Genomic DNA, 24,624 nt, shown 5'->3' with positions numbered 1-24,624 from the left:
ACAACCCAGATTCGTCACCCGCGGATATATCGGTACGATAGGTCACATGGCACGCCGTGGAGACACCATCGAGCTGGCAGTCCTCGGGCTGCTGCACGAGGGACCCATGCACGGCTACGAGCTGCGCAAGCGCCTCAACCTCATGCTCGGCTGGGGCCGCGTGCTGTCCTACGGCTCGCTCTACCCGGCACTGAAGAAGATGCTGCGGGCCAACCTCATCACCGAGGTCGCCACCACGACGACGCCGACGAGCCGCCGGCCCCGCATCGTCTACGAGGTCACCCCGGCCGGCAACGAGCAGTTCCAGCGCCTGATGTCGGAGGTCGGGCCCACGGCGTGGGAGGACGACAACTTCGACATCCGGTTCGCGTTCTTCTCCTCCACCGACATGGAGATCCGCCTGCGCGTCCTCGAGGGACGTCGCTCACGGCTCCAGGAGCGGCTCGCCCGGGTGCAGGACGAGCTGGCCCGCACCCAGGCCGAGGTCGACCGCTACGCCGGCGAGCTCCAGCGCCACGGCGTGGAGTCGGTCGAGCGTGAGGTCCGCTGGCTCTCCGACCTCATCAAGGCCGAGCGCGGCGACGAGCCCGGCAGTCCCGCCAACCAGACCAGCCAGACCAGCTGAGACCACAGCACCGAAGACCACCACTGACCAGCAGCCAGAAGGCCCAGCACAGAGAAGGAGAGCCCCATGGGTTCGGTACGAGTAGGGATCGTGGGAGTGGGCAACTGCGCCACCTCCCTCATCCAGGGTGTGGAGTACTACAAGGACGCGGACCCCTCCGGGACCGTCCCCGGGCTCATGCACGTCGTCTTCGGCGACTACCACGTCAAGGACGTGGAGTTCGTGGTCGCCTTCGACGTCGATGACAAGAAGGTCGGCAAGGACCTCTCCGAGGCCATCGACGCCTCCGAGAACAACACGATCAAGATCTGCGACGTCCCGACGCTCGGCGTCGAGGTCAAGCGCGGCCCCACGATGGACGGTCTCGGCAAGTACTACCGCCAGACCATCGAGGAGTCGGCCGCCGAGCCGGTCGACGTCGTCCAGGCCCTCAAGGACGCCCAGGTCGACGTGCTCGTGTCCTACCTGCCGGTGGGCTCGGAGGAGGCCGACAAGTTCTACGCCCAGTGCGCGATCGACGCCGGCGTCGCCTTCGTCAACGCGCTCCCCGTCTTCATCGCCTCCGATCCCGTGTGGGCCAAGAAGTTCGAGGACGCGGGCATCCCGATCGTCGGCGACGACATCAAGAGCCAGGTCGGCGCCACCATCACCCACCGCGTGATGGCCAAGCTGTTCGAGGACCGCGGCGTCGCGCTGGACCGCACGTACCAGCTCAACGTCGGCGGCAACATGGACTTCAAGAACATGCTCGAGCGCGAGCGCCTGGAGTCCAAGAAGGTCTCCAAGACCCAGGCCGTGACCTCCAACCTCAAGGGCGAGCTCGCCGACAAGGTCAGCGACCGCAACGTCCACATCGGCCCGTCCGACTACGTCGCGTGGCTCGACGACCGCAAGTGGGCCTACGTCCGTCTCGAGGGCCGCGCCTTCGGTGACGCCCCGCTCAACCTCGAGTACAAGCTCGAGGTCTGGGACTCCCCCAACTCGGCCGGCATCATCATCGACGCCGTCCGTGCGGCCAAGATCGCCAAGGACCGCGGCATCGGCGGCCCGATCCTGCCCGCGTCGGCCTACCTGATGAAGTCCCCGCCGGTGCAGATGGCCGACGAGGTCGGTCGCGCCGAGCTCGAGAAGTTCATCCGCGGCGAGTGACCCCGACGGCCCGCGCCGTCACCAGCACCATCAGCGGCCCCCCGGTCCACGTCAGGACCGGGGGGCCGCTGCGCGTGCGCGGATAGAAGCGCTTCTCCACGGGTACGGCTTCTCGGGCCGGAGGCTCCGGCCCAGGAGGAGGGACCGTGATGCGACTCGTGCGGACGACTGGACTTCTGGCCACCGCCTGCCTGCTGGCGGCGTGCGCCCAGGGGACCGGGGACTCGGAGGGGACCACCGACGCGACGTTCGACTCCGACGCCGACCTCTCCGGGACCGTGCAGGTGATGGGCTTCGGCGCCGGCGACGAGATCGCGACCGTCCGGCTCGACCGGGCGAAAAAGGAGCTCGGGGATGCGGAGGTCGAGCTGATCGAGGGCGACCTCGACATCCAGCAGTTCCTGTCCTCGGTCGCCTCCGGTGAGCCGCCGTCGCTGGTCTACGCCGAGCGCAGCCAGATCGGCACCTTCGCTTCACGCGGCGCCGTCGTACCGCTCACCGACTGCATCGAGGGCGAGGGCATCGACACCTCGGTCTTCCGCGAGTCCGCGCTCGCCGAGGTCACCTTCGCCGACGAGGTCTACGGGATCCCGGAGTTCAACGTCGTCCAGCTCACCCAGGCCAACGCCGACCTGCTGGAGCAGTCGGGCCACACCGTCGAGGACGTCAACGGCTCCGACTGGGACGCCGTCCTCGCCGCCAACAAGGACCTGATGAAGATGCAGGGCGGCGACCTCGCGACCATCGGCTACGACAGCAAGCTGCCCGAGTTCCTGCCGCTGTGGGCCAAGGCCAACGGCGCCGACCTGATCTCCGAGGACGGCCGCACGGCGCAGCTCGACGACCCGGCCGTCGTCGAGGCGCTCGAGTTCGCCGTGTCGGTCTACGACGCCCAGGGCGGGTTCGGCGAGGTCAAGGCGTTGCGAGACTCGGCCGACTTCTTCGGCGACGGCAACCAGTTCGCCAGCGGCACGCTCGGCGCGATGCCGATGGAGCAGTGGTACGTCAACGTGCTCAACGACGTCTCGCCCGACGCCCCCATGGCCTTCGACACGGTGCGCGACCTGCAGGGCGAGCCGGTCGCCTGGGCGTCCGGCTCCGCGTGGGCGATCCCGAAGGGCAGCCCGGACCCCGAGGCCGCCTGCCGCATGGCGCGGGTGATGACCGAGACCGACTCGTGGATGGCGGCCGCCGAGGAGCGGGCGTCGCTGCGCAAGGAGGAGGGCGGTCTCTTCACCGGCATCCTGACGGCCAACCAGGACGCCGACGAGGCGATCCGCGAGATGGCACCCACCGACGGTGGCTCGGCCTGGTCGCAGGCCGTGGCCGCGATGTACGAGGCCAACGACCACACCTTCGCGATGCCGGCCAACCCGGCCGGCGGCGAGTTCGAGCAGGCCTGGCAGGACGAGGTCAACAAGGTGCTCACCGGCGACAAGGAGCCGGCCGACGCCCTGGCCGACGCCCAGCAGGCCGCCCAGGAAGCGCTCGACGAGGCATGGGCGACCTGGGACGAGAAGTGAGCCTCACCGCTCCCGCCCGGCCCCCCGGGACCGACGCGGCGACCCGCCGGCGCCGGCCCCGGGGGCGGGGTCGGCACGAGGGCCGGATCGCGCTCCTCTTCATCAGCCCGTGGCTGATCGGCTTCGCCGTCTTCATGGCCTACCCGGTCCTCTACACGGCCTACCTCTCGCTGACCGACTACGACGTGATCAACGACCCGTCGTTCGTCGGCCTCGACAACTACCGCGAGCTGGTGGCCGACGAGAAGGTCACCCTCGCGCTGCGCAACACCTTCGTCTACACGGCGATGTCCGTGCCTGCGCAGCTGGTCTTCTCGCTGGCCCTGGCCCTGCTCCTGCAGCGCGCGGGCCGCGCGGCAGGGTTCTTCCGCACGGCGTTCTTCCTGCCCAAGATGACGCCGCCGGTCGCGGTCGGCGTCCTGCTGCTGATGCTGCTCAACGGCCAGAGCGGGCTGGTCAACGAGTTCCTCGGCTGGTTCGGCATCAACGGACCCAACTGGACCACCGACCCCGCCTGGGTGAAACCGGGCCTGGTGATCATGTCGCTGTGGACCGTCGGTGCATCCGTCATCATCCTGCTCGCCGCGCTGCAGCAGGTGCCCGAGGAGCTCCTCGACGCCGCCCGCGTCGACGGCGCCGGCTGGTGGCAACGCCTGTGGCACGTCACGCTGCCGATCATCAGCCCGGCGATCTACTTCATCGTGGTGGTCGACACGATCGCGTCGCTGCAGTCGTTCACCGAGGCCTACACGGCCTTCTTCGGCGCCGGCAACACGACGTACAGCAACGACGCCGCCCTGTTCTACGCCATCTACCTGTTCCAGCAGGCGTTCGAGTTCCTGCACATGGGGTACGCCTCGGCGCTGGCGATGCTGCTCTTCCTCATCGTGATGATCGTGACCGCGGTGCAGGTGTGGCTGAGCAGGCGCTACGTCCACTACACGGGGGACACGCGATGAGCACCCTCGACCGCACCACCGTCCCCGCCGACCCGGACCCCACGCCGACCGGGCCCGTGCCCGTCGACCTCGACCCGTCGTCGACGCGCCGTCCCGACACCTCGCGCCCCCGCGGCCGGGTCACCCGGGTCGTGGTGGGTGCGCTGCTCGTCCTCGTCACGATCGCGTTCGTCTACCCGTTCGTGTGGCTGGTCAGCGCCTCGCTCAAGCCGCGCAGCGACGTCTTCGACAACAGGCTGATCCCCGAGACGCTCACCTTCGACAACTACATCGAGGTGTGGAACGCCGCCCCCATGGCCGCGTGGCTGCTCAACACGGCGTTCGTCACCGTGATGGCGACCCTCACCGTCACGATCTCCAGCTCGCTGGTGGCGTGGGGCTTCGCGCGCTACCGCTTCCGCGGGCGCAACGCCCTCTTCGGCCTCGTGCTCGCCTCGATGATGGTCCCCGGCGCGGCCACGATGATCCCGACCTACCTCATCTGGAACTCGCTCGGCATGGTCGGGACGCTCACGCCGCTGTGGGCCGGCAACCTCTTCGCGACCGCCTTCTACGTCTTCCTGCTGCGGCAGTTCTTCCTCGGCCTGCCCACCGAGCTGTTCGACGCCGCCGAGATGGATGGCGCCGGGCACTGGAAGGTGTTCTGGCACATCGCGCTCCCGCTCACGCGTCCGGCCCTGGCGGTGGTCGCGCTGTTCGAGTTCCAGGCCGCCTGGACCGACCTGATGCGAGGCCTGATCTACCTGCGCGACCGCGAGGACTTCACCGTCCCCCGCGGGCTGAAGTCGATGCTCGACCAGTTCGGCTTCGGCGGCGAGTGGCACTGGGAGCTGGTCGTCACCGCCAGCGTGATCACCACCGTGCCGATGATCATCGTGTTCTTCATCGGCCAGAAGCAGATCATCCAGGGCGTCGCCACCACGGGCACGAAGGGCTGAGGCTCCCCCGTACGCTCACCACCGTGAGCGCACGCAGGCCCCTCGTCGTCGGGTTCGACCTCGACCTCACGCTGATCGACACCGCGGCCGGCTTCCGGCAGGTGCTGCTCGCGCTGGGCGCCGAGCTGGGCGTGGACTTCCCGGTCGAGGACATGACCGCCCGGCTGGGTCCGCCGCTCGGTCCTGCCCGGGGCGCACGAGTCGTTCGAGGCGGTGCGCGCCCACGGCGGTCGGGTCCTCGTCGTCACCGGGAAGTACGGCCCCAACGCCCAGCTGCACCTCGACCACCTCGGCCTCGAGGCCGACCACCTCGAGAGCTGGGTCTGGGGCGTGGGCAAGGCCGAGGTGCTGCGCCGCGAGGAAGCGCTGGCCTACGTCGGCGACCACGTCCACGACGTCGAGGGCGCCCGGGCCGCCGACGTGCTCAGCGTCTCGGTGCTGACGGGCGGGTGCACCCGCGCCGAGCTCGAGGAGGCCGGGACCGACGTCGTCCTCGACGACCTGACGGCCTTCCCGGCCTGGCTCGACGCCGCGGTCCTCGACCGCAGCGCCTGACGCCCGCGCTTCCCATCCACCCACCCGACCACCACTGCCACAGCGGGGAAGATCACCCCCCACATGTCACGACGATCGTCCCCACTGACGGGCCTGGGGCCCATCAGGTCGGGTCGGGTCACCTGGTCAGCCCCGCTCGGCCCACCAGGCGCGGAGCGCGGCCTCGGCCTCCTCGGGCGACTTCGGACCCTCGTCCATCCTGAGCTCGAGGAGGAAGGCGTAGGCCTGCCCGACCTCGCGGCCGGGTCCGATGCCGAGGATCCCCATGATCTGGTTGCCGTCGAGGTCGGGCCGGATGGAGGCGAGCTCCTCCTCCTCCGAGAGCCGGGCGATCCGCTCCTCGAGGGAGTCGTACGTCCGGCGGAGGCGGTCGGCCTTGCGCTGGTTGCGGGTGGTGCAGTCGGCGCGGGTGAGGATGTGCAGGCGCTCGAGCTGGTCGCCGGCGTCGCGGACGTAGCGGCGTACGGCGCTGTCGGTCCACTCCCCCGACCCGTAGCCGTGGAAGCGCAGGTGCAGCTCGACGAGCCGCGAGACGGCCTCGATGTCGTGGTTGGAGAACCGCAGCGCCTTCATCCGCTTGCGGGTCAGCTTGGCCCCGACGACGTCGTGGTGGTGGAAGGTCACGACACCACCGGACTCGAAGCGCCGGGTCCGGGGCTTGCCGACGTCGTGCATCAGCGCGGCGAAGCGCGCCACGAAGTCGGGGCCGCCGCCCAGCCGGTGCTCGAGGTCGATCGACTGCTCGAGGACGGTGAGGGTGTGCTCGTAGACGTCCTTGTGGCGGTGGTGCTCGTCGCGCTCGAGGGCGAGGGCGGGCAGCTCGGGCAGGACGTACGACGCCAGGCCGGTCTCGACGAGCAGCGTGAGCCCGAGCCGGGGGTGCGGGGCGCACACCAGCTTGACCAGCTCGTCACGGACCCGCTCGGCGGAGATGATCTCGATGCGCCCCGCCATGGCGGTCATCGCGGCGACCACCTCGGGGGCGACGGCGAACCCGAGCTGGGCGGCGAAGCGGGCGGCCCGCATCATCCGCAGCGGGTCGTCGGAGAAGGAGTCCTCCGGGGCGCCCGGGGTGCGCAGCACCCGCTCGGCCAGGTCGACGATGCCGCCGAAGGGGTCGACGAACTCGCGCGCGGGCACCCGGACCGCCATCGAGTTGACGCTGAAGTCGCGGCGGCCGAGGTCGCCCTCGAGCGAGTCGCCGAAGTCGACGTCGGGCTTGCGGGAGGACGGGTCGTAGCTCTCGGAGCGGTAGGTGGTGATCTCGACCTGCCACGGTCCCTTGCGGCAGCCGATGGTGCCGAAGTCGCGACCCATGTCCCACACCGCATCGGCCCAGCCCGAGACGAGGCGCTCCGTGACGTCGGGCCGGGCGGAGGTGGCGAAGTCGAGGTCGTTCTGCAGCCGGCCGATCATCGCGTCGCGGACGGGGCCGCCCACCAGTGCCAGCTCCTCGCCGGCGTCGGCGAACAAGGTGCCGAGCTCGTCGATGACCGAACCGATGCGGTCCAGCTCCTGGCCCACCCGGCGCTGGATCTCGACGATCGTGAGGGGCTGCAGTGCGACGTCGGACACGACAGGCCACTCTACGTGCCGGTGCGGTGGGGCCGAACAACTAGCATCGGGGCGTGCCCCGCCCGTCGTCGTTCCGTGCTGCCCTGGCGGGCCTCCTGACCTTCGGCGCCGCGAGCGCGGGCCTCACGGCACCCGCTGCGGCCGTACCGGCGGAGGACAGCGACCCGCTCGTCGTGCACATCGACACGATGACCCCCGTCCTGCCGCGCACCGGCGACGTGCAGATCACCGGCACCGTCACCAACGTCAGCGACGACACCTTCACCCGGGTCAACCTGCACCCGTTCTCGTCCGAGATGCCGATCCTCGACGCGCTCAACCTCAAGCAGTCCGCCGCGATCGATCCGACCCAGTTCGTCGGCGAGCGGGTGACGGTGCCCGGCACGTTCGACACGATCGACGAGCTGGCGCCGGGAGCGTCCGCCCCCTTCAGCGACTCGGTGCCCGTCGAGCTCCTCGGCACCTCCGGCGAGCCGGGCGTCTACTGGATCGGCGTGCATGCGCTGGGCGACAGCACGGTCCCCCGCGACATCGTCGCCGACGGGCGGGCCCGCACCTTCATCCCGCGCGAGCCGTCCGGCGCGGCCCAGGCCCGGGAGGCGTCGGTCATCCTGCCGATCCGCAGCCGCGTCTGGTTCGACGAGGACGGCGCCGTGGCCGGCACCGAGCGCTGGGCCCGTCGACTCGCCGAAGGTGGCAGCCTCGACGGCGTGCTCGACATGGCCGACGCGGCCGGCTCCTCTCCCTACAGCTGGCTCGTCGACCCCGCGGTCCTCCACGCGCTGGCACGCCTCGCGGACGGCAACCCGCCGCGCACCCTCACCCCGGACCCCAACGTGCCCGGCCAGGAGCCGGCCCCGGTCGAGCCGTCCGAGGAGGGCGGTGAGGAGGAGTCCCCGACCCCGACCGACGACACGCTCACCCCGAGCCCGTCGGTCCCCGCCGAGGAGCCGTCGGAGGAGGAGGCGCAGCTCGCCGCCTCCGCCGCCGCGTGGCTCGAGCGCTTCAAGCTGCTGGTGGGCGCGACGCCGGTGCTGACGCTGCCCTACGGCGACATCGACGTCTCCGCGTCGGTCCGCAACGACCGCACGCGTCTCGACCAGGCGGTCGCGCGTGGTGCGGAGGTGATGACGGCCCTGGAGCTCCCCTCCCAGCCGACCGTCGCGCCGGAGAACGACCTGCTCAGCCCCGAGGCCATCACCGCGCTGCCGCAGGGGGTCACCATCCTGCTCGGCGACAACGCCTTCGCCATCCCGCCGACCAGCCCGACCTCGGTCGTCAAGCTGCTCGGGCACGAGGTGGTGATCACCAGCACGGGCGCGGAGTCGGGTGGTCCCGCTCCGACCGCCGCCAGCGACCCGCTGGCGCTGCGCCAGCGCCTGCTCAGCGAGGCCGCCCTGCGCCTCGAGGCGGACGACACCGCACCGCTGGTCGTCACGCTGCCGACGGTCTGGCGTGGGGAGGACGCCGCCTCGTTCTTCACCGACCTCGAGCAGCCGTGGCTCGACCTGGTCCCGCTCGGGGAGGTAGCGGCGGGCACGCCCAAGGGCGTCCCGGCCGCGAGCCTGACCTACACCGACGACGACATCGCCGAGGAGCTCGACCCGGCGGCCTTCGCGGCGGCCAACCGCGCCAGCGAGGCTGCCACGCTGCTCGAGCAGGTGGTCATCCCGGTGACCACCATCGAGACGCAGGTGCGCGACGAGGTGCTGGTGACGCTCTCGGAGCAGCACCGCGACCGACCCCGGCTGGCCGTGGCCGCGGCCGGACGCGTCGAGGACTCGCTGCGCCGCGACCTCGCCAAGATCAGGATCGAGGCTCCGCCCGCCGTCACCTTGTCGAGCGACTCGGGTCCGCTGGGCGTGACCCTGGTCAACGGCCTCGACCAGCCGGTGGAGGTCCAGGTGCAGGTGCGGACCAACGGCGAGCTGACGCTGAGCGGGGGCGGCGTACGTCGCCTCGGGCCCCAGGCGCGCAGCGTGGTCCGCTTCGAGGCCACCACCAGCCGGGCGGGCGTGCACAACGTCCGGCTCGCCGTCACCAGCCTCGACGGGGTGCCGCTCGGGGCGACCGACGCGCTGCCCATCCGTGCCGCCCGGGTGAGTGCCCTCATCTGGATCGTCATGGCCCTCGGCGCGCTCGTGCTGTTCGGGATGATCGGCTACCGGTTGCCGGGCCAGATCCGGGCCCGCCGGGCCGAGCTCGCCGCCGCCGACCCGGCCGCGGCGCCCGCAGCAACCGAGCCCACCGAGCCCACCGAGCCAACTGAGCCCACCGAGTCCACTGAGCCCAGCGAGCAGAACGAGCCGGCCGGTCCGTCCGGGCCGACGTCTCCCGGCGCTCCGGTGGCGGAGCGCTCGTGACCGATCAGCGGATCCTGGCCAACTCGGCCGTGATGGCCGCGGGCACGGTGTTCTCCCGGGCCTCCGGGTTCATCCGGAGCGCGCTCCTGGTGGCGGCCCTCGGTGCCGCGATCCGCGGTGACCTCTTCTCCATCGCCAACACGCTGCCCAACATGGTCTACATCCTGCTGGCCGGCGGCATCTTCAACGCGGTGCTCGTGCCGCAGCTCGTGCGGCGGATCAAGGAGGACCCGGACGGCGGCGACGCCTACGCCAGCCGGGTGATCACCCTCTCCGCGCTCTTCCTGGGCACGGTGACCGTGCTGCTGGTGGTCCTCGCCCCGGCGCTGCTCAGCCTCTACCTCGACGACCGCTACCTCGACCCGGACCGGTCCGAGCACCTCGAGTCGATCATCACCCTGACCCGGTGGTGCCTGCCGCAGGTGTTCTTCTACGGCATGTACGTCCTGATCGGACAGGTGCTCAACGCGCGCGGCCGGTTCGGCCCGATGATGTGGGCGCCGATCGCCAACAACGCCCTCTCGATCGCCATGCTCGTCACCTACCTCCTCGTCTGGGGCCCGGTGGGCGACGGTCCCCAGCAGGACGAGGCCCTCGGCACGAGCCAGGAGCTGCTCCTCGGCCTGGGGTCCACCCTCGGCATCGTCGCGCAGCTCCTCGTCCTGCTGCCCTACCTCCGGCGCTCCGGCTTCGTCTACCGCCCGCGCTTCGACTTCCGCGACCCCGAGCTGCGCAAGACCCTGGCGCTGGGCGTGTGGACCGTCCTGTTCGTGGTGGTCACCCAGGCGGCGTACCTCGTCGTGGTCAAGCTGGCCTCGGGCGGCGCGGTCGACGGAGGCACCGGCTACACCGTCTACTCCAGCAGCCTGCTGATCATGATGGTGCCGCACTCGATCGTCACGGTCTCGCTCGCGACCGCGATCCTGCCGCGGCTCTCGTCCTACGCCCACGAGGACCGGCTGGGCAAGCTGGGCAGCACGGTCGGCTCGACGCTGCGTACGTCGCTCGCGCTGGTGCTGCCCTTCGCGGTCCTGCTCCCGGTCGTGGCCGGCGACGTCGCGGGGTTCGCGTTCGGGTGGGGTGGCGGCGAGGACACCGCGGCGAGCATCGCGCCCACCCTCGCGCTCTTCGGCCCGGCGCTGGCCTTCTTCACCGTCCACTACTTCATGCTCCGCGGCTTCTACGCCATGGAGATGACCCGGCTCGTGTTCTTCATCCAGGTGGCAGTGTCGGCGACCAACGTGCTCGTCGCGACGCTCCTGGTGCCCACGCGCCCGCCCGAGGAGACGGCCCCCATGCTGGTCGTCGCCTACCTCTCGTCCTACGCCGTGGGTGCGGTGGTGAGCTTCGTCCTGCTGCGCCGCAGGGTCGGTGGCCTCGAGACCCCGCAGCTGCTGCGGTTCCTCGCACGGATGTCGCTGGTGCTCGCGGCGGCCGGTGCTGCGGCCTGGCTGGTGGAGCTCTCGCTGGCCGGCCTCGGCGACCGTCCCGGCCCCCTGGTCGGCCTGGTCCGCGGCGGTGCCAGCGCGTCGGTGGGCCTCGCCGTCGTGCTCGTCGGGGCGCGGCTGCTGCGGGTGGGCGAGGTCACGACCCTGGTGGACACCGTCGCGGCGCGCCTGCGACGACGGTGAGACTCCCTAGAGTGGGCCCAGCACGGGGACGTCCGAGGGAGGTGGGGTGAGGGGTGCCGATGTCGATGCAGGCCGGTGACGTGCTCGCCGGGCGCTACCGGCTCGACGACCTGCTGGCCGAGGCCGGTGCCGGCCGGTTCTGGCGTGCCCACGACCTCGTCCTCCACCGTCCGGTGGCCGTGCACATCATCGCCGAGGACGACGCCCGGGCCGGGCCGCTCCTCGAGGCGGCCCGCCGCACGGGTCCGGTCATCGACCGGCGGCTGCTGCGGGTCCTCGACGCCGAGGCCGCCGACGGCCGCTGCTTCGTGGTCAACGAGTGGGGGCAGGGCGACTCGCTCGACATCCTGCTCACCCGCGAGGGACCGATCGCCCCCCGCCGGGCGGCCTGGCTGGTGGCGGAGGTCGCCGACAGCCTCGTCGGGGCCCACGAGGCGGGCCTCGCCCACGGGTGCCTGTCGCCCGAGCACGTCCTCATCGACCAGCACGGCCAGGTGCGCATCATCGGCTTCGGCGTCGAGGCCGCCCTGCGCGGCTTGCCCGCCGGGCGGACCAACGTCGACGAGATCGACCTCGCCGGCCTCCTCTACTGCGCGCTCACCGGCAAGTGGCCCGGCATCTCCCCCTCCGACGTGCCTCCTGCCCCCGAGGTCCACGGCGAGGTGCTCCGCCCGCGCCGGGTGCGCGCCGGCATCCCGCGGGTCCTCGACGCCCTCTGCGACGAGGTGCTCAACCCGCAGCGCGAGTCCGACCGGCCGCACCCCTCGGCGCGCAGCATCCGCGACCTCCTCCTCGACCACGTCGGGGAGCTGACCGGCACGCACGTCGCCGTGCCGGCGGCGCGCCCACTCCTGCCCCCCACGCCGCCGCCGTCCCCCTCGCTGTCCTCGCCGGCCCCGACGTCCCCAGCCGCGCCCACCGCGGTGGTGCCGGTCGTCCCGGCCGCCGACCTCGAGCCCGGTCCCGACGACCCGCCGACCGGCCCGCCCGAGGACCCGCCCGCCGCCGGTCCTGCCGACGAGACGACGGCCGGCGACCGGCCCGCCGGCCCCGAGCCCGAGGTGACCACTGCGATCAGCGCCGACGAATCGCCACCGTCCGACGCGCCTCCGCGCGCGAGCACCGACCTGCCCACCCAGGCCGGGATGCCGGTGTTCCACGACGACGACGAGGTCGACTGGCTCCGCGCGCGCACCGAGCGGCCCGCGCCCCCGCCGCCGCTCGCCGACCCCACGCCCAAGCCGCTCTTCGCACCCGACCCGCCCGAGGGCGAGCCCGTACGCCGTCCCCGCCCGGGCAGCCGTGCCGCCTCCAACCCGGACTACTGGCCGTGGGACTCCAGCCAGGACTCCGCCCGTGACCCGGGCCGGGACTCGGGCGTACGGCCGGTGGGCCGCGACACCGGGTCGTGGGCCTCCGGGTCGTGGTCGGAGGACCGCTGGGACACCGGGGACGGGTTCGACGACACCGGCGACCAGGTGCCCGGGCGCAGCTGGATCCGGCTCGCGCTGATCGTCGGGATCTGCCTGCTCGTCGGGGTGGCGGTGGTCTCCGCCTACCAGCTCGGGCTCAAGCCGCCGACGCCCGGCTCGAGCGAGGAGCCGACGACCACGACCACCCCGAGCGTCGCGCCCCCGACGCCGTTCACCGACCTGGTCGCCGATGACTTCGACCCTCAGGGCACCGACGGCCAGCAGGAGAACCCCGACTCCGTGCCCAACGTCCTCGATGGCGACCCCGCGACCTCGTGGACCACGTCGACCTACGAGCAGAACTTCGGTCCCGCCGGTCTCAAGACCGGCGTCGGCCTCGTCATCGACCTCGGCGGGACGAAGGCCGTGCGCCGGGTGCTGGTCACCACGGAGGGCGGCCAGACCTCGCTCGCGGCCTACGTCACGTCCGAGCCGCCGCAGGGCGTGTCGGAGCTGACCCCCGTCGGGACGGCGTCCGGCGACGGCGAGCTCTCGATCGACCTCGCCGAGCCCGTGTCGGGGCAGTACGTCACCGTCTGGCTCACGCTGCTGCCGCAGCTCGCCGACGGGTTCCGCGGCACGATCACCGAGGTGCAGGTACTCGGCTCGTGACCACCCCGGATGACCACCCGAGGGGCGACGAGCGCTCGGACCGCGAGCTCCTCCAGGCCCACGTCGACGGTGATGCCGCGGCTTTCGGCGAGCTCTTCGCCCGCCACCGCGACCGGCTGTGGGCCGTGGCGCTCCGCACCATGGGCCACCCCGAGGACGCGGCCGACGGGCTCCAGGACGGCATGATCGCCGCCTTCCGCCGTGCGGGCTCCTACCGCGGCGACGCCGCCGTGACGACGTGGCTGCACCGGGTCGTGGTCAACGCGTGCCTCGACCGGATGCGGTCCGCGAAGATCCGGCGTTTCGAGGCGCTGCCCGACGACGTCGAGGACCGCGGCACCGTGGTCGCCACCGCCGTGCACGACGACCAGCCCGAGGCCGTGGCGGAGGACGCGGAGCGGCGCCGGCGGGTGCTCGACGCGCTCGCGACCCTGCCCGCCGAGCAGCGAGCGGCGCTCGTGCTCGTCGACATGGAGGGCTACCCCGTCGCCGAGGTGGCCGAGATGCTCGGGTGCGCAGAGGGCACGGTGAAGTCGCGCTGCTCACGCGGTCGCACCAAGCTCGCGCAGCTGCTCGCCGACCTCCACCACCCCGCCGGTGACCCGCCTCACGGGAACCCGCCCCCCGACGGCCCCGTCCAACCTTCCGTGCGTCCGCGAGGTCCGCCCGCGCCCTGAGCGCCGGTCCGCACCCGTCCCACCCGTCCCACCCGTTCCGTTCCTCCGTCCCCCGACACCCCGAGGAGGTGACCGTCGATGACCGAGTCCTCCGGGCTCCCGCCCGAGCAGGAGGCCGTACGCCGTCTGCTCGCCGAGGCGCGCCACGACGGCCCGCCGCCTCCAGAGGTCGTCTCCCGCCTCGACGACACGCTCGCCGACCTCGTTGCCGAGCGCGCGGACGCGGACACGTCACCGGGCCGTGTCGTCGACATCGGCTCGCGCCGGCGCCGGATTGCCGGCATCGGCCTGCTCGCCGCCGCCTCGGTCGTCGTCGCGGGCGTCGCGATCGGTCAGGTCCTGCCCCGCGGGGGCGGCGACGCCAGCGACTCGAGCGCAGGGTCCGCGTCCGACAGCTCCCTGGCCGAGGCACCCACGTCCGAGGACGACGGCGGCGCCGAGTCGGGCACGGACCTCGACGGCGGCGCCGACAGCCAGGCACGGGAGCCGCAGGAGAGCTTCCTCAGTCCCGGGCTCGCGGACCGTCCCACCTTGTTCTCCGACGACGACGAGGACATCATCGGTCAGCTGGTGGAGATCCGACCGGACGCCACGGACGCCCGACAGCGCCTCAGGTCGCTCGCCGCGCTCCGGAGCTGCGAGGGCGTCGAGCCGGGTCGGTCGGCCGCCCTGGTCGCGGCGACCGTCGACGGGGAGTCGGGTCTCGTCGTCTTCCGACCCCCGGTCGGGGAGGCCCAGGACGTCGAGCTCTACGTGTGCGGCGACCCCGAGCCCGTGCGTACGGTGACCCTGCCCTCACCGTGAGCAGTCCCCCACACCGTGAGCGGTCCCGCTCCTCCGTGGAACAACGGTCGCCTACGATCGGTTGAGACCGGCGTACACCCCGATCCAGTCCCGATCCCACCAGGAGTCACTGACCGCTCATGAGCACCAGCACCGAGACGCGCAACGTCATCATCATCGGCTCGGGGCCCACGGGCTACACGGCGGCCGTCTACGCCGCCCGCGCCTCGCTCAACCCGCTGGTCTTCGAGGGCTCGGTCACCGCGGGTGGCGCGCTCATGAACACCACCGAGGTGGAGAACTTCCCCGGCTTCCGCGACGGCATCATGGGCCCCGCCCTGATGGACGAGATGCGCGCCCAGGCCGAGCGCTTCGGGGCCGAGCTGGTCGCCGACGACGTCGTCGAGGTGGACCTCACCGGCGACGTCAAGGTCGTGAAGACGGCCACCGACACCTACACCGCGCGCTCGGTGATCCTCGCGACCGGCTCGGGCTACCGCAAGCTCGACCTGCCGCGCGAGGACGAGCTCTCCGGTCGCGGCGTGTCCTGGTGTGCCACGTGTGACGGCTTCTTCTTCCGCGAGCAGGCCATCGCCGTCGTCGGTGGTGGCGACTCCGCCGTCGAGGAGGCCACCTTCCTCACGCGCTTCGCGTCCAAGGTCTACCTGATCCACCGCCGCGGCGAGCTGCGCGCCTCCAAGATCATGCAGGAGCGCGCCTTCGCCGACCCCAAGCTCGAGATGGTGTGGAACTCCGAGGTCGCCGCCATCAACGGGGCCGACAAGCTCGAGTCGATCACCCTCCGCGACACCGGGACCGGGGCGGAGCGCGACCTGGCCGTCACCGGGCTCTTCATCGCCATCGGCCACGACCCGCGCTCGGAGCTGCTGACCGGCCAGGTCGACCTCGACGACGACGGCTACGTGCTCGTCGACCACCCCTCGACCAAGACCAACCTCCCCGGCGTCTTCGCTGCCGGCGACCTCGTCGACCACCACTACCGCCAGGCGATCACCGCCGCGGGCACCGGCTGCGCGGCCGCCCTCGACGCCGAGCGCTTCATCGCCGCGCTCGACCACGAGGCCTCCACCGCCGGCGACGCCGCCGCGACGGTCGAGGCGATCGAGGAGCAGGTGGAGACCGCCCGCGCCTGAGGCCGTCCTGAGGCCGTACTGGGAACAAGTGTCCGAGCACTGGTGTTGACTCAGGACATCCCCACCCAACGATCTTCACACCCACGAAAGGGGCAACACGCCGTGGCCAACATCGCCGCCGTGACCGACGCCGAGTTCGAGGCGCAGGTCCTCAAGTCCGACAAGCCCGTCCTCGTCGACTTCTGGGCCGAGTGGTGCGGTCCGTGCCGCCAGGTCGCCCCGATCCTCGACGAGCTCAACGCCGAGCACGGTGACAAGCTCACCTTCCTCAAGATGAACGTCGACGAGAACCCGGTGACCCCCTCGTCCTACCGCGTCACCGGCATCCCGACGATCAACGTCTACCAGGGTGGCGAGGTCGTGAAGTCCATCGTGGGCGCCAAGCCCAAGGCCGCGCTCCTCAAGGAGCTCGACGGCATCATCTGAGACGAGCAGTCGACCGCGAGGCGACCCGCACCGATCCGATCGGGCGGGTCGCCTTGTGCGTGGGGCGCACGACACCCCACATCTTCTCGAGCGCGAGCTCGACCTCGTCCTTCCAGCTCAGCGCGGTGCGCAGCTCCATGCGCATCCGCGGTGTGGTCGGGTGCGCCCGCTGGGTCTTGAAGCCCACGCTGCCGAGGAACTCGGCCGGCAGCACGCAGCCGACGGTCCGCCCGCGTGTGTCGCCGTAGGCCTCGATCGCGGAGTGGCCGCGCTCGACCAGGTCGGCGGCCATCGCCTGGACGAGCAGGCGGCCCAGGCCACCGCCCCGCAGGGCGGGCTCGACCCACGCCGTCGCCGCGATGATCGCGTCGGGAGAGCCCGGTGCGGTCGGCAGGCTCGCCGCGCCCGGCAGCCGGGCCGCAGGGGCGTACACGATGTGTCCGACGGTGCGCCCGTCGAGGCGTACGACCCGACCGCAGGAGCCCCAGTCGCGCAGCACCGTCGAGAGCCAGCTCTCCTTCTGCGCGATCCGCTCGTCGTGGTCGAGCCGGGCCCGGTCGACGGGCGCGAGCTCCCAGAACACGCACGAGCGCACGGGGTCGGCCAGCTCCGCGAGGTGGTCGACCGTGAGGCGTGCGGTCTTGCGGGACACGCTGTCGATGCTAGCGCCGGACCGGGCCTGAGAGGATGGAGCGTGCGCCCGATCCGACAGAGCAAGAAGCTGCAAGGTGTCCGCTACGACGTCCGCGGTCCGATCCTGGTCGAGGCACAGCGGCTCGAGGCCGAGGGGCACCGCATCCTCAAGCTCAACATCGGCAACACCGCACCGTTCGGCTTCGAGGCGCCCGAGCAGATCCTCGCCGACATGATCCACCACCTGCCGCAGTCGCAGGGCTACGCCGACAGCCAGGGCATCTGGTCGGCGCGCACCGCCGTCATGAACTACTACCAGTCCCACGGCCTGCGCGACGTGGGCGTGGAGGACGTCTTCATCGGCAACGGCGTCTCCGAGCTCATCTCGATGGTGTTGCAGGCCTTCGTCGACGACGGCAACGAGATCCTGGTGCCCGCGCCCGACTACCCGCTGTGGACCGGCGCGGTGACCCTCGCGGGCGGCATCCCGGTGCACTACCGCTGCGACGAGGAGGACGACTGGAACCCCGACCTCGCCGACATCGAGGCCAAGATCACCGAGAACACCTACGCGATCGTCATCATCAACCCCAACAACCCCACGGGTGCCGTCTACAGCGAGGAGACGGTCAAGGCGCTCGTCGACATCGCCCGGCGCCACCACCTCGTCGTGATGGCCGACGAGATCTACGAGAAGATCCTCTTCGAGGACGCGCGGCACCACCACGCGGCGACCTACGGCGGCAACGACGTCCTGTGCCTGACGTTCTCCGGGCTCTCGAAGGCCTACCGCGTGTGCGGCTACCGCGCCGGCTGGGTGATGATCTCCGGGCCCAAGGAGATCGCCACCGACTTCATCGAGGGCCTCACCCTCATCGCGAACATGCGCATGTGCGCCAACGTGCCGGCCCAGCACGCCATCCAGACCGCCCTGGGCGGCTACCAGTCCATCGAGGAGCTCATCGGTCCCGGCGGGCGCTTCTACGAGCAGTCCATGCTCGCCCACCGCCTGCTCAACGAGATCCCCGGCGTCAGCAACGTCAGGCCCCGCGGCGCGCTCTACTGCTTTCCTCGCCTCGACCCGGACGTCTACGCGATCGAGGACGACCAGGAGTTCGTGCTCGACCTCCTGCGCGCGAAGAAGATCCTCGTCACGCACGGCACGGGCTTCAACTGGCCCGACACCGACCACTTCCGCCTCGTCACCCTGCCCGAGGCCTCGGTGCTCGAGGAGGCCATCGGCCGGATCGCCGACTTCCTCGCCACGCGACGCTGATCACGAAGGGTCGCGGCCACAGGTCCGCTGACCCTAGGCTCCTCGCCATGCGCGATGTGACCTATCCCCCGATCATCGTGACCGCCAAGGCGGCCTTCAAGGCCCTCGGCCAGCGCATCCGGTTGTCCGGCACCGAGCACGTGCCGCGCGAGGGGGGCGTGCTGCTGGCCTACAACCACGTCGGCTACGTCGACTTCGTCTACGGGGGGCTCGCCGCCAACCCGTCCGGCCGGCTCGTCCGGTTCATGGCCAAGCGCGAGCTGTTCGACCACCGCTGGGTCGGCCCGCTGATGCGGTCGCTGCACCACATCGAGGTCGACCGCGGGGAGGGCCTCGGCAGCTTCCACACCGCCATCGACTACCTCCGCCAGGGCGAGGCCGTCGGGATCTTCCCCGAGGCCACCATCTCCCGGGCGATGGAGCTCAAGGAGTTCAAGACCGGCGCCGTGCGCATCGCGGCGGAGGCCGGCGTACCGCTCGTCCCCGTCATCATGTGGGGCACCCAGCGGATGATGACCAAGGACCACCCCCGCGACTTCTCCCGCGGCAAGACCATCGCCATCACCGTCGGGGAACCCATGTACCCCACCGGCGACGACCCCGTCGGCGACACCGCCCGCCTCCACGCCCAGATGTCGCAGATGCTCCGCGACACGGTGGCCGCCTACCCCGCCGACGAGCAGCCGCCGGGGTCCTGGTGGGTCCCGGCCTCGATGGGCGGCTCCGCCCCCACGCTCGAGGAGGCCGCCCGCCTCGACGCCGAGGACAAGCGTGAGCGCGCCCGCAAGCGCGCCGAGAAGCGGGCGAAGAAGACAAAGCGATAGGTCGACACGTCGACCTATTGATAGGTCGACGTGTTGCTTTGTCGACTTATCGGCGCGTTGCTGCGGTGAAGTCCCCGCCTGAGCGGGGAGTCCGCCACTTGGTGGGGGTTGCAACCCCCTACATGTGTCGGACTACCCCTACGAGTACGACATGGGGGCGGGCGTCGATGCGCTGGCCGGCCCGGCCCTCGACCAGCCGGCCGTCCTCCGACGAGGTCGGCCTCCCACGCGCGGTTTCGACGCGCTCGTACGACTTCGCTCCGCTCAGCCGTGTCGCTTGCTCAACCTGGCCGCGCGACGCGTGCTGCTCGTTCCTCGCAGCTCGCTGCGCTTCTCAGATCGGGCGGTCGTCGCGGTTGCGGGGGTCCATGATGTCGACGATGCGGCGCAGGTCGTCGAGGCTGGCGAACTCCACGGTGATCTTGCCCTTGGCCTTGCCGAGGTCGACCTTCACGCGCGTCTCCAGCCGGTCGGAGAGCCGCTCGGCCAGGTCGTCGAGACCGGGGGCGACGGGCTTGCGCCGGACCACGCGGGGCGCCGACTCGTCCGCGGCGCCGACCGACACGATCTCCTCGAGACCGCGCACCGAGATGCCCTCCGCCGTGACGCGGGCGGCGAGCTTGTCCTGGAGCCCGGCGTCGTCGACCGACAGGAGGGCACGCGCGTGGCCGGCCGACAGGACGCCGGCTGCGACGCGGCGCTGGACCGCGGGGGAGAGCTTCAGCAGCCGCAGCGTGTTGGAGATCTGGGGGCGCGAGCGACCGATGCGCTGGGCGAGCTCGTCGTGCGTGCAGCCGAAGTCCTCGAGGAGCTGACCGTAGGCAGCCGCCTCCTCGAGCGGGTTGAGCTGGGAGCGGTGGAGGTTCTCCAGCAACGCATCGCGCAGCATGGCGTCGTCGTCGGTCTCGCGCACGATGGCCGGGATCGTGTCGCGGCCCGCCTGCTGGGAGGCGCGCCAGCGACGCTCGCCCATGATCAGCTCGTAGGCGTCCTCGCCCGTGCGTCGTACGACGACGGGCTGCAGGAGGCCGACCTCGCGGATCGAGTGCACCAGCTCGGCCAGCGCCTCCTCCTCGAAGACCTGGCGCGGCTGGCGGGCGTTGGGACGGACCTGCGCGATGGGCAGCTCCGCGAAGTAGGCGCCGGCGACCTGGCCGGGCTCCACCTGCGCGCCGTCGACACCGTCAGCGGCCTGCGGACGGCCGTTGTGGTCCACGGGGGCCGTCGCTGCGTCCGTCGTGACGGCCGTCGGCGCCGCGGGAGGCTGGCTCGGCGCGGTGGGAATCAGCGACCCCAGTCCACGACCCAGGCCCCGGCGCGGTGCGTTGCTGCTCATCCCTGGTCCTCACTCATGCCGGTGCTCCCTTGCTGGCGATCTCGCGGGCGGCCTCCAGGTAGGAGAGTGCGCCCGCCGACGCCGGATCGTAGGTCATGACGGTCTGTCCGTAGGACGGCGCCTCCGAGACCCGCACCGAGCGCGGCACCGCGGTCTTGAGCACCTGGTCGCCGAAGTGGCCGCGCACCTCCTCGGCGACACCGGCTGCGAGCCGGGTGCGGGCGTCGTACATCGTCAGGAGGATCGTGGAGATGGTGAGCCGCGGGTTGAGGTGCTGACGCACCATCTCCACGGTCTCCAGCAGCATCCCGAGGCCTTCGAGGGCGTAGTACTCCGCCTGGATCGGGATGAACATCTCGCGGCCGGCCACGAGCGCGTTGAGGGTGAGGAGCCCGAGCGACGGCGGGCAGTCGACCAGCACGTAGTCGAAGCGGTCCTCACCGACGTCGCCGGAGCTGCCCACCAAGGGGTGAGCGGTGATGGCGCGGTCGAGGCGCTGCTCGCGCGCGACCACGCTGACGAGCTCGATCTCGGCGCCGGCCAGGTCGATGGTCGCGGGCACGACCCACAGACCGGGCAGGTCGCTGGACTCGGTCATCACGTCGGCCAGGGCAGCACCCTCGACGAGCATGTCGTACGTCGAGGGGGTGCCACGGTGGTGCTCGATGCCGAGGGCGGTCGAGGCGTTGCCCTGCGGGTCGAGGTCGATGACCAGCACCTTCTGGCCGAGCTGGGCCAGGCCGGCCGCGACGTTCACCGTCGACGTGGTCTTGCCGACCCCGCCCTTCTGGTTGGCGACGACCAGCACGCGGGTGGCGTCCGGGCGCGGAACGCCCTGCCGCCTCAGTCCGCCCGTGCGCGCGAGGACGGAGTGCTGGGCGGCCTGTGCCAGGGGAGTGGCGTTGTCAGCGAAGTCGGTGTCCTGTCCAGCCAGATCGCCGGCCGTCCGGATCTGCCACGAGGGGCGTGGTGTTTCACGTGAAACATCCCGAGCAGGGGTTTCACGTGAAACGTCGGACTCGTGCGCAGCCTGTGGACGAACACCCCCCTTCTGTGGATATTCGCGCTCAGGCGGGGTGTCCGAACCGGTGGAAAACGGATAGGGGGCGTCGCCCGCCCTGCGCCATCCCGTGCTCTCGTCGGGGCCCTGGCTCAACTCAGCTCACCTCTCGCTTGACCGACGAACGGTCTCGGCGCCCGGAGCGCCGCTTGGCATCACGGGCAAGGGGCCAACCTATCCGCTTCGGGTCGGCCCATGGCACCCGCACCAGCGTGGTCGGTGGATCGACGACGTCGGCGCCCACCACCAAGACCTCTGGCTCCCCGCACCTCCACGTCGACAGGAACCTGCGCGCCTGCGTGATCTCCTCGTGGATCGACTGACCCTTCATCGCGATCGTCGCCCCGGTGGGAGCCACCAGCGGCATCGACCAGCCCAGCAGGCGTTCGAGCGGGGCGACCGCGCGGGACGTGACGACGTCGAAGGTCGCCTTCCCGTGGAGGTCCTCGGCCCGGCCCCGGACCACGGTCACGTGGGCGAGTCCGAGCTCGGCCACGACCTCGTCGAGGAAGGTCGTACGCCGCAGCAGCGGCTCGACCAGGGTCACGCTGAGGTCGGGACGGGCGATCGCCAGCACGAGCCCGGGGAGTCCCGCCCCGGTGCCGATGTCACAGACGGAGACCCCGTCGGGGATCGCCTCGGCCAGCACGGCCGAGTTGAGCACGTGGCGCTCCCACAGGCGGGGCGCCTCGCGCGGGCCGATCAGGCCGCGGACGACCCCTTCGGTGGCCAGCAGCTCGGTGTAGCGCTCGGCCAGCTCCAGGCGGTCGGACGCGAACACCCTCCGCGCCTCGGGAGGCGCGGAGGGTGTTTCACGTGAAACGTCGTCGTTCACGCGGGGAGGATCACCACGTGCCGCTTGGGCTCGGCGCCCTCGGACTCCGAGGTCAGGCCGGCAGCGGCGACCGCGTCGTGCACCACCTTGCGCTCGAAGGCGCTCATCGGCTCAAGCGACACCGGCTCCCCGGACTCGCGCACCTCGGCGATCGAGGTCTCGGCCAGGGCCGCGAGCCGCTCGCGCTGCTGGGCGCGGTGGCCGTCGATGTCGAGCATGAGGCGCGACCGCTCGCCGGTCTCACGGTAGACGGCGAGCCGCGTGAGCTCCTGGAGCGCCTCCAGCACCTCGCCGTTGCGGCCCACGAGCAGGCTCAGGTCGGCGCCGCCGATCTGGACGCTCGCGCGGTCGCCCTCGACGTCCATGTCGAGGTCACCGTCGAGGTCGGCGATGTCGAGGAGCTCCTCGAGGTAGTCCGCGGCGATGTCGCCCTCGTGCTCGAGACGCTGGACCTTCGACGGCCGAGCCGCACCGCCCTCGGTCGTCCCGGACTCGGTGTCGGCCTCGGTGCTCGCGCCGGTCGTCTCGTCGTCCGTCAACTGCTCACTCACGTGTGTCTCCTGCTTCTCGATCAGGTACGACGACAGCCCTCGCGAGCGCCGTCGGGGGATGTCTGGGTCAGCGCTTCTTCTTGTTGCGCTGGGCCTTGGTCTGGCGCTGGGGCTGCTGCCGGGTCTGTGACTTCTCGGCGCGGCGCTCCTCGGCCTCGGCGGCGAGCCGCTCCTCCTCGAGCTGGGCCGGCGTCTTCAGGCCCTTGCGGGCAGCCTTCGCGCGGTCGCGCTCCTCCTTGGCGTCGGCCGCGGGGGTGCCGGGAGCGGGGTTGTTGCGGATGACGTAGAACTGCTGGCCCATGGTCCACAGGTTGGAGGTGGTCCAGTAGAAGAGGACGCCGACCGGGAACGCGATGCCGCCGACGGCGAAGACGACGGGGAGGACGTAGAGCAGCATCTTCTGCTGCTGCGCGTAGGGACCGGAGAGCGCGTCGGCCGGCATGTTCTTGCTCATCAGCTGGCGCTGGGTGAGGAACGTCGTCGCTGTCATGGCGAGCACGAGCACAGCGGCGAGCACTCGCACGCCGATGTCGTCGGTGTTGAGGAACGTGTCGGAGATCTTGGCGCCGAGGAACACCGCGTCGCCGAACTGCGTGTTGAGCTCCTCGGTCATCAGACCGCGCTCGTGCGAGGGATCCTTCGCGGCCTGGTCGATCAGCCGGAACAGCGCGAGGAAGATCGGCATCTGCAGCAGGATCGGCAGGCAGGACGCGAACGGGTTGGTGCCCGAGTCCTTGTAGAGCTTCATCGTCTCCTGGGCGAGACGCTCACGGTCGTGGCCGTACTTCTTCTGCAGCTCGCGCACCTTGGGCTGGATGAGCTGCATGTTGCGGCTGGACTTGATCTGCTTGACGAAGAGCGGGATCAGCGCCATCCGGATCACGAGCGTCAGCCCGATGATCGACAGCACCCACGCGACCCCCGAGGCCTCACCGAAGAGGGAGCCGAACAGCTTGTGGAAGCCGACCAGCACCGCCGAGATGACGTAGTAGAGCGGCGCCATGATCGCGCCGCCGATGGTGCTGAAGAAGTCGAGCACTCATGCTCCTCGAGTTGCAGTGGACGTGGACGGAGATTGGTCGGCCGAACCGGCGCGGGTGGGAACGGGGTCGTAGCCGCCGGCGGCCCACGGGTGGCAGCGGGTGAGGCGACGGGTGGCGAGCCAGGTGCCACGGACCGCGCCGTGCTCGGTGACGGCCTCGAGGGCGTACGCCGAGCAGCTCGGGTGGTAGCGGCAGACCTGGCCGTAGAGCGGGCTGATCGCGAACCGCCACGCGCGGATGAGACCGATGAGGAGTTGCTTCATGACGGGCTCACCCTGCTGAGGGTACGGGCGAGGTCGGCACCGAGGGAGTCGTACGACGCCTCGGCCGCGGCCGGGAGCGCACGGACCACGAGCGCAGCACGACCCGGGAGCTCCTCGAGTGCTGCGAGGTGCTCCCGGGTCAGGTGCCTGAGTCGTCTCTTCACACGGTTTCGCGTGACGGCGTTGCCGACGGCTTTTCCTACCGTGAACCCGACCTGTGCCGGCGCCGGGGCTGCTCCTGCGTCCACCCAGAGGTGGACCACGAGGGTCGAGGACCCGGCTCGTCGCCCCTGGCGCACCGTGCGGCGGAAGCCGTCAGTGGTGGTGAGGCGGTGGACAGCGGAGAGCACGGCGGGTGCCG

The 24,624-nt window shown here is 71.3% G+C and carries 24 protein-coding genes; 15 read left to right on the top strand and 9 right to left on the bottom strand.

All coding sequences use genetic code 11. From position 1 onward, the window contains the following. Positions 1 to 46 precede the first annotated feature (46 nt). The 6 genes from NCI01_RS01145 to NCI01_RS01120 all read left to right on the top strand — a co-directional run bounded on the left by NCI01_RS01145 (position 47) and on the right by NCI01_RS01120 (position 5,749). Entirely contained in the window at positions 47 to 625 is a 579-nt protein-coding gene (locus NCI01_RS01145) for a PadR family transcriptional regulator (protein ID WP_254179625.1), read from the top strand. Positions 626 to 691: 66 nt separating this feature from the next. Continuing rightward, on the top strand, positions 692 to 1,774 hold the full coding sequence (locus NCI01_RS01140; RefSeq protein WP_254179624.1) for an inositol-3-phosphate synthase: 1,083 nt from the start codon (positions 692 to 694) through the stop codon (positions 1,772 to 1,774). Between the two features lie 149 nt (positions 1,775 to 1,923). Then, positions 1,924 to 3,297: a type 2 periplasmic-binding domain-containing protein gene (locus NCI01_RS01135; protein ID WP_254179623.1), complete on the top strand. Its 1,374-nt coding sequence runs from the start codon at positions 1,924 to 1,926 to the stop codon at positions 3,295 to 3,297. Further along, the gene (locus NCI01_RS01130) at positions 3,273 to 4,256 is read left to right on the top strand and encodes a carbohydrate ABC transporter permease (protein ID WP_254179622.1); all 984 of its coding nucleotides are present in this window, start codon (positions 3,273 to 3,275) and stop codon (positions 4,254 to 4,256) included. The genes NCI01_RS01135 and NCI01_RS01130 overlap by 25 nt, the downstream gene beginning before the upstream one ends. Then, positions 4,253 to 5,194, top strand: a complete 942-nt coding sequence (locus tag NCI01_RS01125) for a carbohydrate ABC transporter permease (RefSeq protein ID WP_254179621.1) — start codon at positions 4,253 to 4,255, stop codon at positions 5,192 to 5,194. The genes NCI01_RS01130 and NCI01_RS01125 overlap by 4 nt, the downstream gene beginning before the upstream one ends. A gap of 213 nt (positions 5,195 to 5,407) precedes the next feature. Next, entirely contained in the window at positions 5,408 to 5,749 is a 342-nt protein-coding gene (locus NCI01_RS01120; RefSeq protein WP_254179620.1) for an HAD family hydrolase, read from the top strand. Positions 5,750 to 5,875: 126 nt separating this feature from the next. Here NCI01_RS01120 and NCI01_RS01115 read toward each other — a convergent pair whose 3' ends face one another. After that, a complete protein-coding gene (locus NCI01_RS01115) occupies positions 5,876 to 7,324 on the bottom strand; it encodes a CCA tRNA nucleotidyltransferase (RefSeq protein ID WP_254179619.1) in 1,449 nt (482 codons plus the stop codon). Between the two features lie 53 nt (positions 7,325 to 7,377). On the opposite strand from NCI01_RS01115, the gene NCI01_RS01110 reads away from it, so the two are divergent. The 7 genes from NCI01_RS01110 to trxA all read left to right on the top strand — a co-directional run bounded on the left by NCI01_RS01110 (position 7,378) and on the right by trxA (position 16,442). Then, a complete protein-coding gene (locus NCI01_RS01110) occupies positions 7,378 to 9,687 on the top strand; it encodes a DUF6049 family protein (protein ID WP_254179618.1) in 2,310 nt (769 codons plus the stop codon). Continuing rightward, the gene (murJ, locus tag NCI01_RS01105) at positions 9,684 to 11,318 is read left to right on the top strand and encodes a murein biosynthesis integral membrane protein MurJ (RefSeq protein ID WP_254179617.1); all 1,635 of its coding nucleotides are present in this window, start codon (positions 9,684 to 9,686) and stop codon (positions 11,316 to 11,318) included. Before NCI01_RS01110 ends, murJ begins: the two co-directional genes overlap by 4 nt. 59 nt (positions 11,319 to 11,377) lie before the next feature. Further along, positions 11,378 to 13,402 (top strand): protein kinase family protein, encoded by a 2,025-nt coding sequence (locus tag NCI01_RS01100; RefSeq protein WP_254179616.1) that lies wholly within the window; start codon positions 11,378 to 11,380, stop codon positions 13,400 to 13,402. Further along, positions 13,399 to 14,079, top strand: a complete 681-nt coding sequence (gene sigM, locus NCI01_RS01095) for an RNA polymerase sigma factor SigM (RefSeq protein WP_254179615.1) — start codon at positions 13,399 to 13,401, stop codon at positions 14,077 to 14,079. Before NCI01_RS01100 ends, sigM begins: the two co-directional genes overlap by 4 nt. Before the next feature lie 78 nt (positions 14,080 to 14,157). Next, entirely contained in the window at positions 14,158 to 14,883 is a 726-nt protein-coding gene (locus tag NCI01_RS01090; RefSeq protein WP_254179614.1) for a hypothetical protein, read from the top strand. Between the two features lie 119 nt (positions 14,884 to 15,002). Continuing rightward, positions 15,003 to 16,016 (top strand): thioredoxin-disulfide reductase, encoded by a 1,014-nt coding sequence (gene trxB, locus NCI01_RS01085; protein ID WP_254179613.1) that lies wholly within the window; start codon positions 15,003 to 15,005, stop codon positions 16,014 to 16,016. A 102-nt stretch (positions 16,017 to 16,118) separates the two neighbouring features. Further along, positions 16,119 to 16,442, top strand: a complete 324-nt coding sequence (gene trxA, locus NCI01_RS01080; RefSeq protein WP_308213175.1) for a thioredoxin — start codon at positions 16,119 to 16,121, stop codon at positions 16,440 to 16,442. Here the strand turns inward: trxA and NCI01_RS01075 are convergent. After that, the gene (locus NCI01_RS01075) at positions 16,435 to 17,094 is read right to left on the bottom strand and encodes a GNAT family N-acetyltransferase (RefSeq protein WP_254179612.1); all 660 of its coding nucleotides are present in this window, start codon (positions 17,092 to 17,094) and stop codon (positions 16,435 to 16,437) included. The two genes, trxA and NCI01_RS01075, sit on opposite strands and share 8 nt — an antisense overlap. A 42-nt stretch (positions 17,095 to 17,136) precedes the next feature. Between NCI01_RS01075 and NCI01_RS01070 the strand changes: the two genes are divergently transcribed. Further along, positions 17,137 to 18,351, top strand: coding sequence for a pyridoxal phosphate-dependent aminotransferase (locus NCI01_RS01070; protein ID WP_254179611.1), 1,215 nt, complete (start codon positions 17,137 to 17,139; stop codon positions 18,349 to 18,351). Positions 18,352 to 18,398: 47 nt separating this feature from the next. Beyond that, entirely contained in the window at positions 18,399 to 19,175 is a 777-nt protein-coding gene (locus NCI01_RS01065; RefSeq protein ID WP_254179610.1) for a lysophospholipid acyltransferase family protein, read from the top strand. 334 nt (positions 19,176 to 19,509) lie between these two features. On the opposite strand, the gene NCI01_RS01060 is transcribed toward NCI01_RS01065, so the two are convergent. The 7 genes from NCI01_RS01060 to rnpA all read right to left on the bottom strand — a co-directional run bounded on the left by NCI01_RS01060 (position 19,510) and on the right by rnpA (position 24,613). Further along, positions 19,510 to 20,511 carry a ParB/RepB/Spo0J family partition protein gene (locus tag NCI01_RS01060; RefSeq protein ID WP_254179609.1) on the bottom strand — a complete coding sequence of 334 codons (1,002 nt, stop codon included), beginning with the start codon at positions 20,509 to 20,511 and terminating at the stop codon, positions 19,510 to 19,512. Positions 20,512 to 20,524: 13 nt separating this feature from the next. Continuing rightward, on the bottom strand, positions 20,525 to 21,319 hold the full coding sequence (locus NCI01_RS01055; protein WP_308213174.1) for a ParA family protein: 795 nt from the start codon (positions 21,317 to 21,319) through the stop codon (positions 20,525 to 20,527). Positions 21,320 to 21,668: 349 nt separating this feature from the next. Continuing rightward, positions 21,669 to 22,352: a 16S rRNA (guanine(527)-N(7))-methyltransferase RsmG gene (gene rsmG / locus NCI01_RS01050; protein ID WP_254179608.1), complete on the bottom strand. Its 684-nt coding sequence runs from the start codon at positions 22,350 to 22,352 to the stop codon at positions 21,669 to 21,671. Positions 22,353 to 22,402: 50 nt separating this feature from the next. Continuing rightward, positions 22,403 to 22,957, bottom strand: a complete 555-nt coding sequence (locus NCI01_RS01045) for a Jag family protein (protein WP_372495050.1) — start codon at positions 22,955 to 22,957, stop codon at positions 22,403 to 22,405. Positions 22,958 to 23,024: 67 nt separating this feature from the next. After that, complete coding sequence (yidC, locus tag NCI01_RS01040) at positions 23,025 to 23,996, bottom strand: membrane protein insertase YidC (protein ID WP_308213173.1); 972 nt, start codon at positions 23,994 to 23,996, stop codon at positions 23,025 to 23,027. Continuing rightward, positions 23,997 to 24,263 (bottom strand): membrane protein insertion efficiency factor YidD, encoded by a 267-nt coding sequence (gene yidD, locus NCI01_RS01035; RefSeq protein WP_254179607.1) that lies wholly within the window; start codon positions 24,261 to 24,263, stop codon positions 23,997 to 23,999. After that, a complete protein-coding gene (gene rnpA / locus NCI01_RS01030) occupies positions 24,260 to 24,613 on the bottom strand; it encodes a ribonuclease P protein component (protein WP_372495048.1) in 354 nt (117 codons plus the stop codon). The genes yidD and rnpA overlap by 4 nt, the downstream gene beginning before the upstream one ends. Positions 24,614 to 24,624 lie beyond the last annotated feature (11 nt).

Origin of the sequence: Nocardioides pinisoli (assembly GCF_024199985.1) — a bacterium.
GTDB lineage: Bacteria > Actinomycetota > Actinomycetes > Propionibacteriales > Nocardioidaceae > Nocardioides > Nocardioides pinisoli.
The sequence above is the reverse complement of the archived record's forward strand: the minus strand, read 5'-3'. Positions and strand labels throughout refer to the sequence as shown.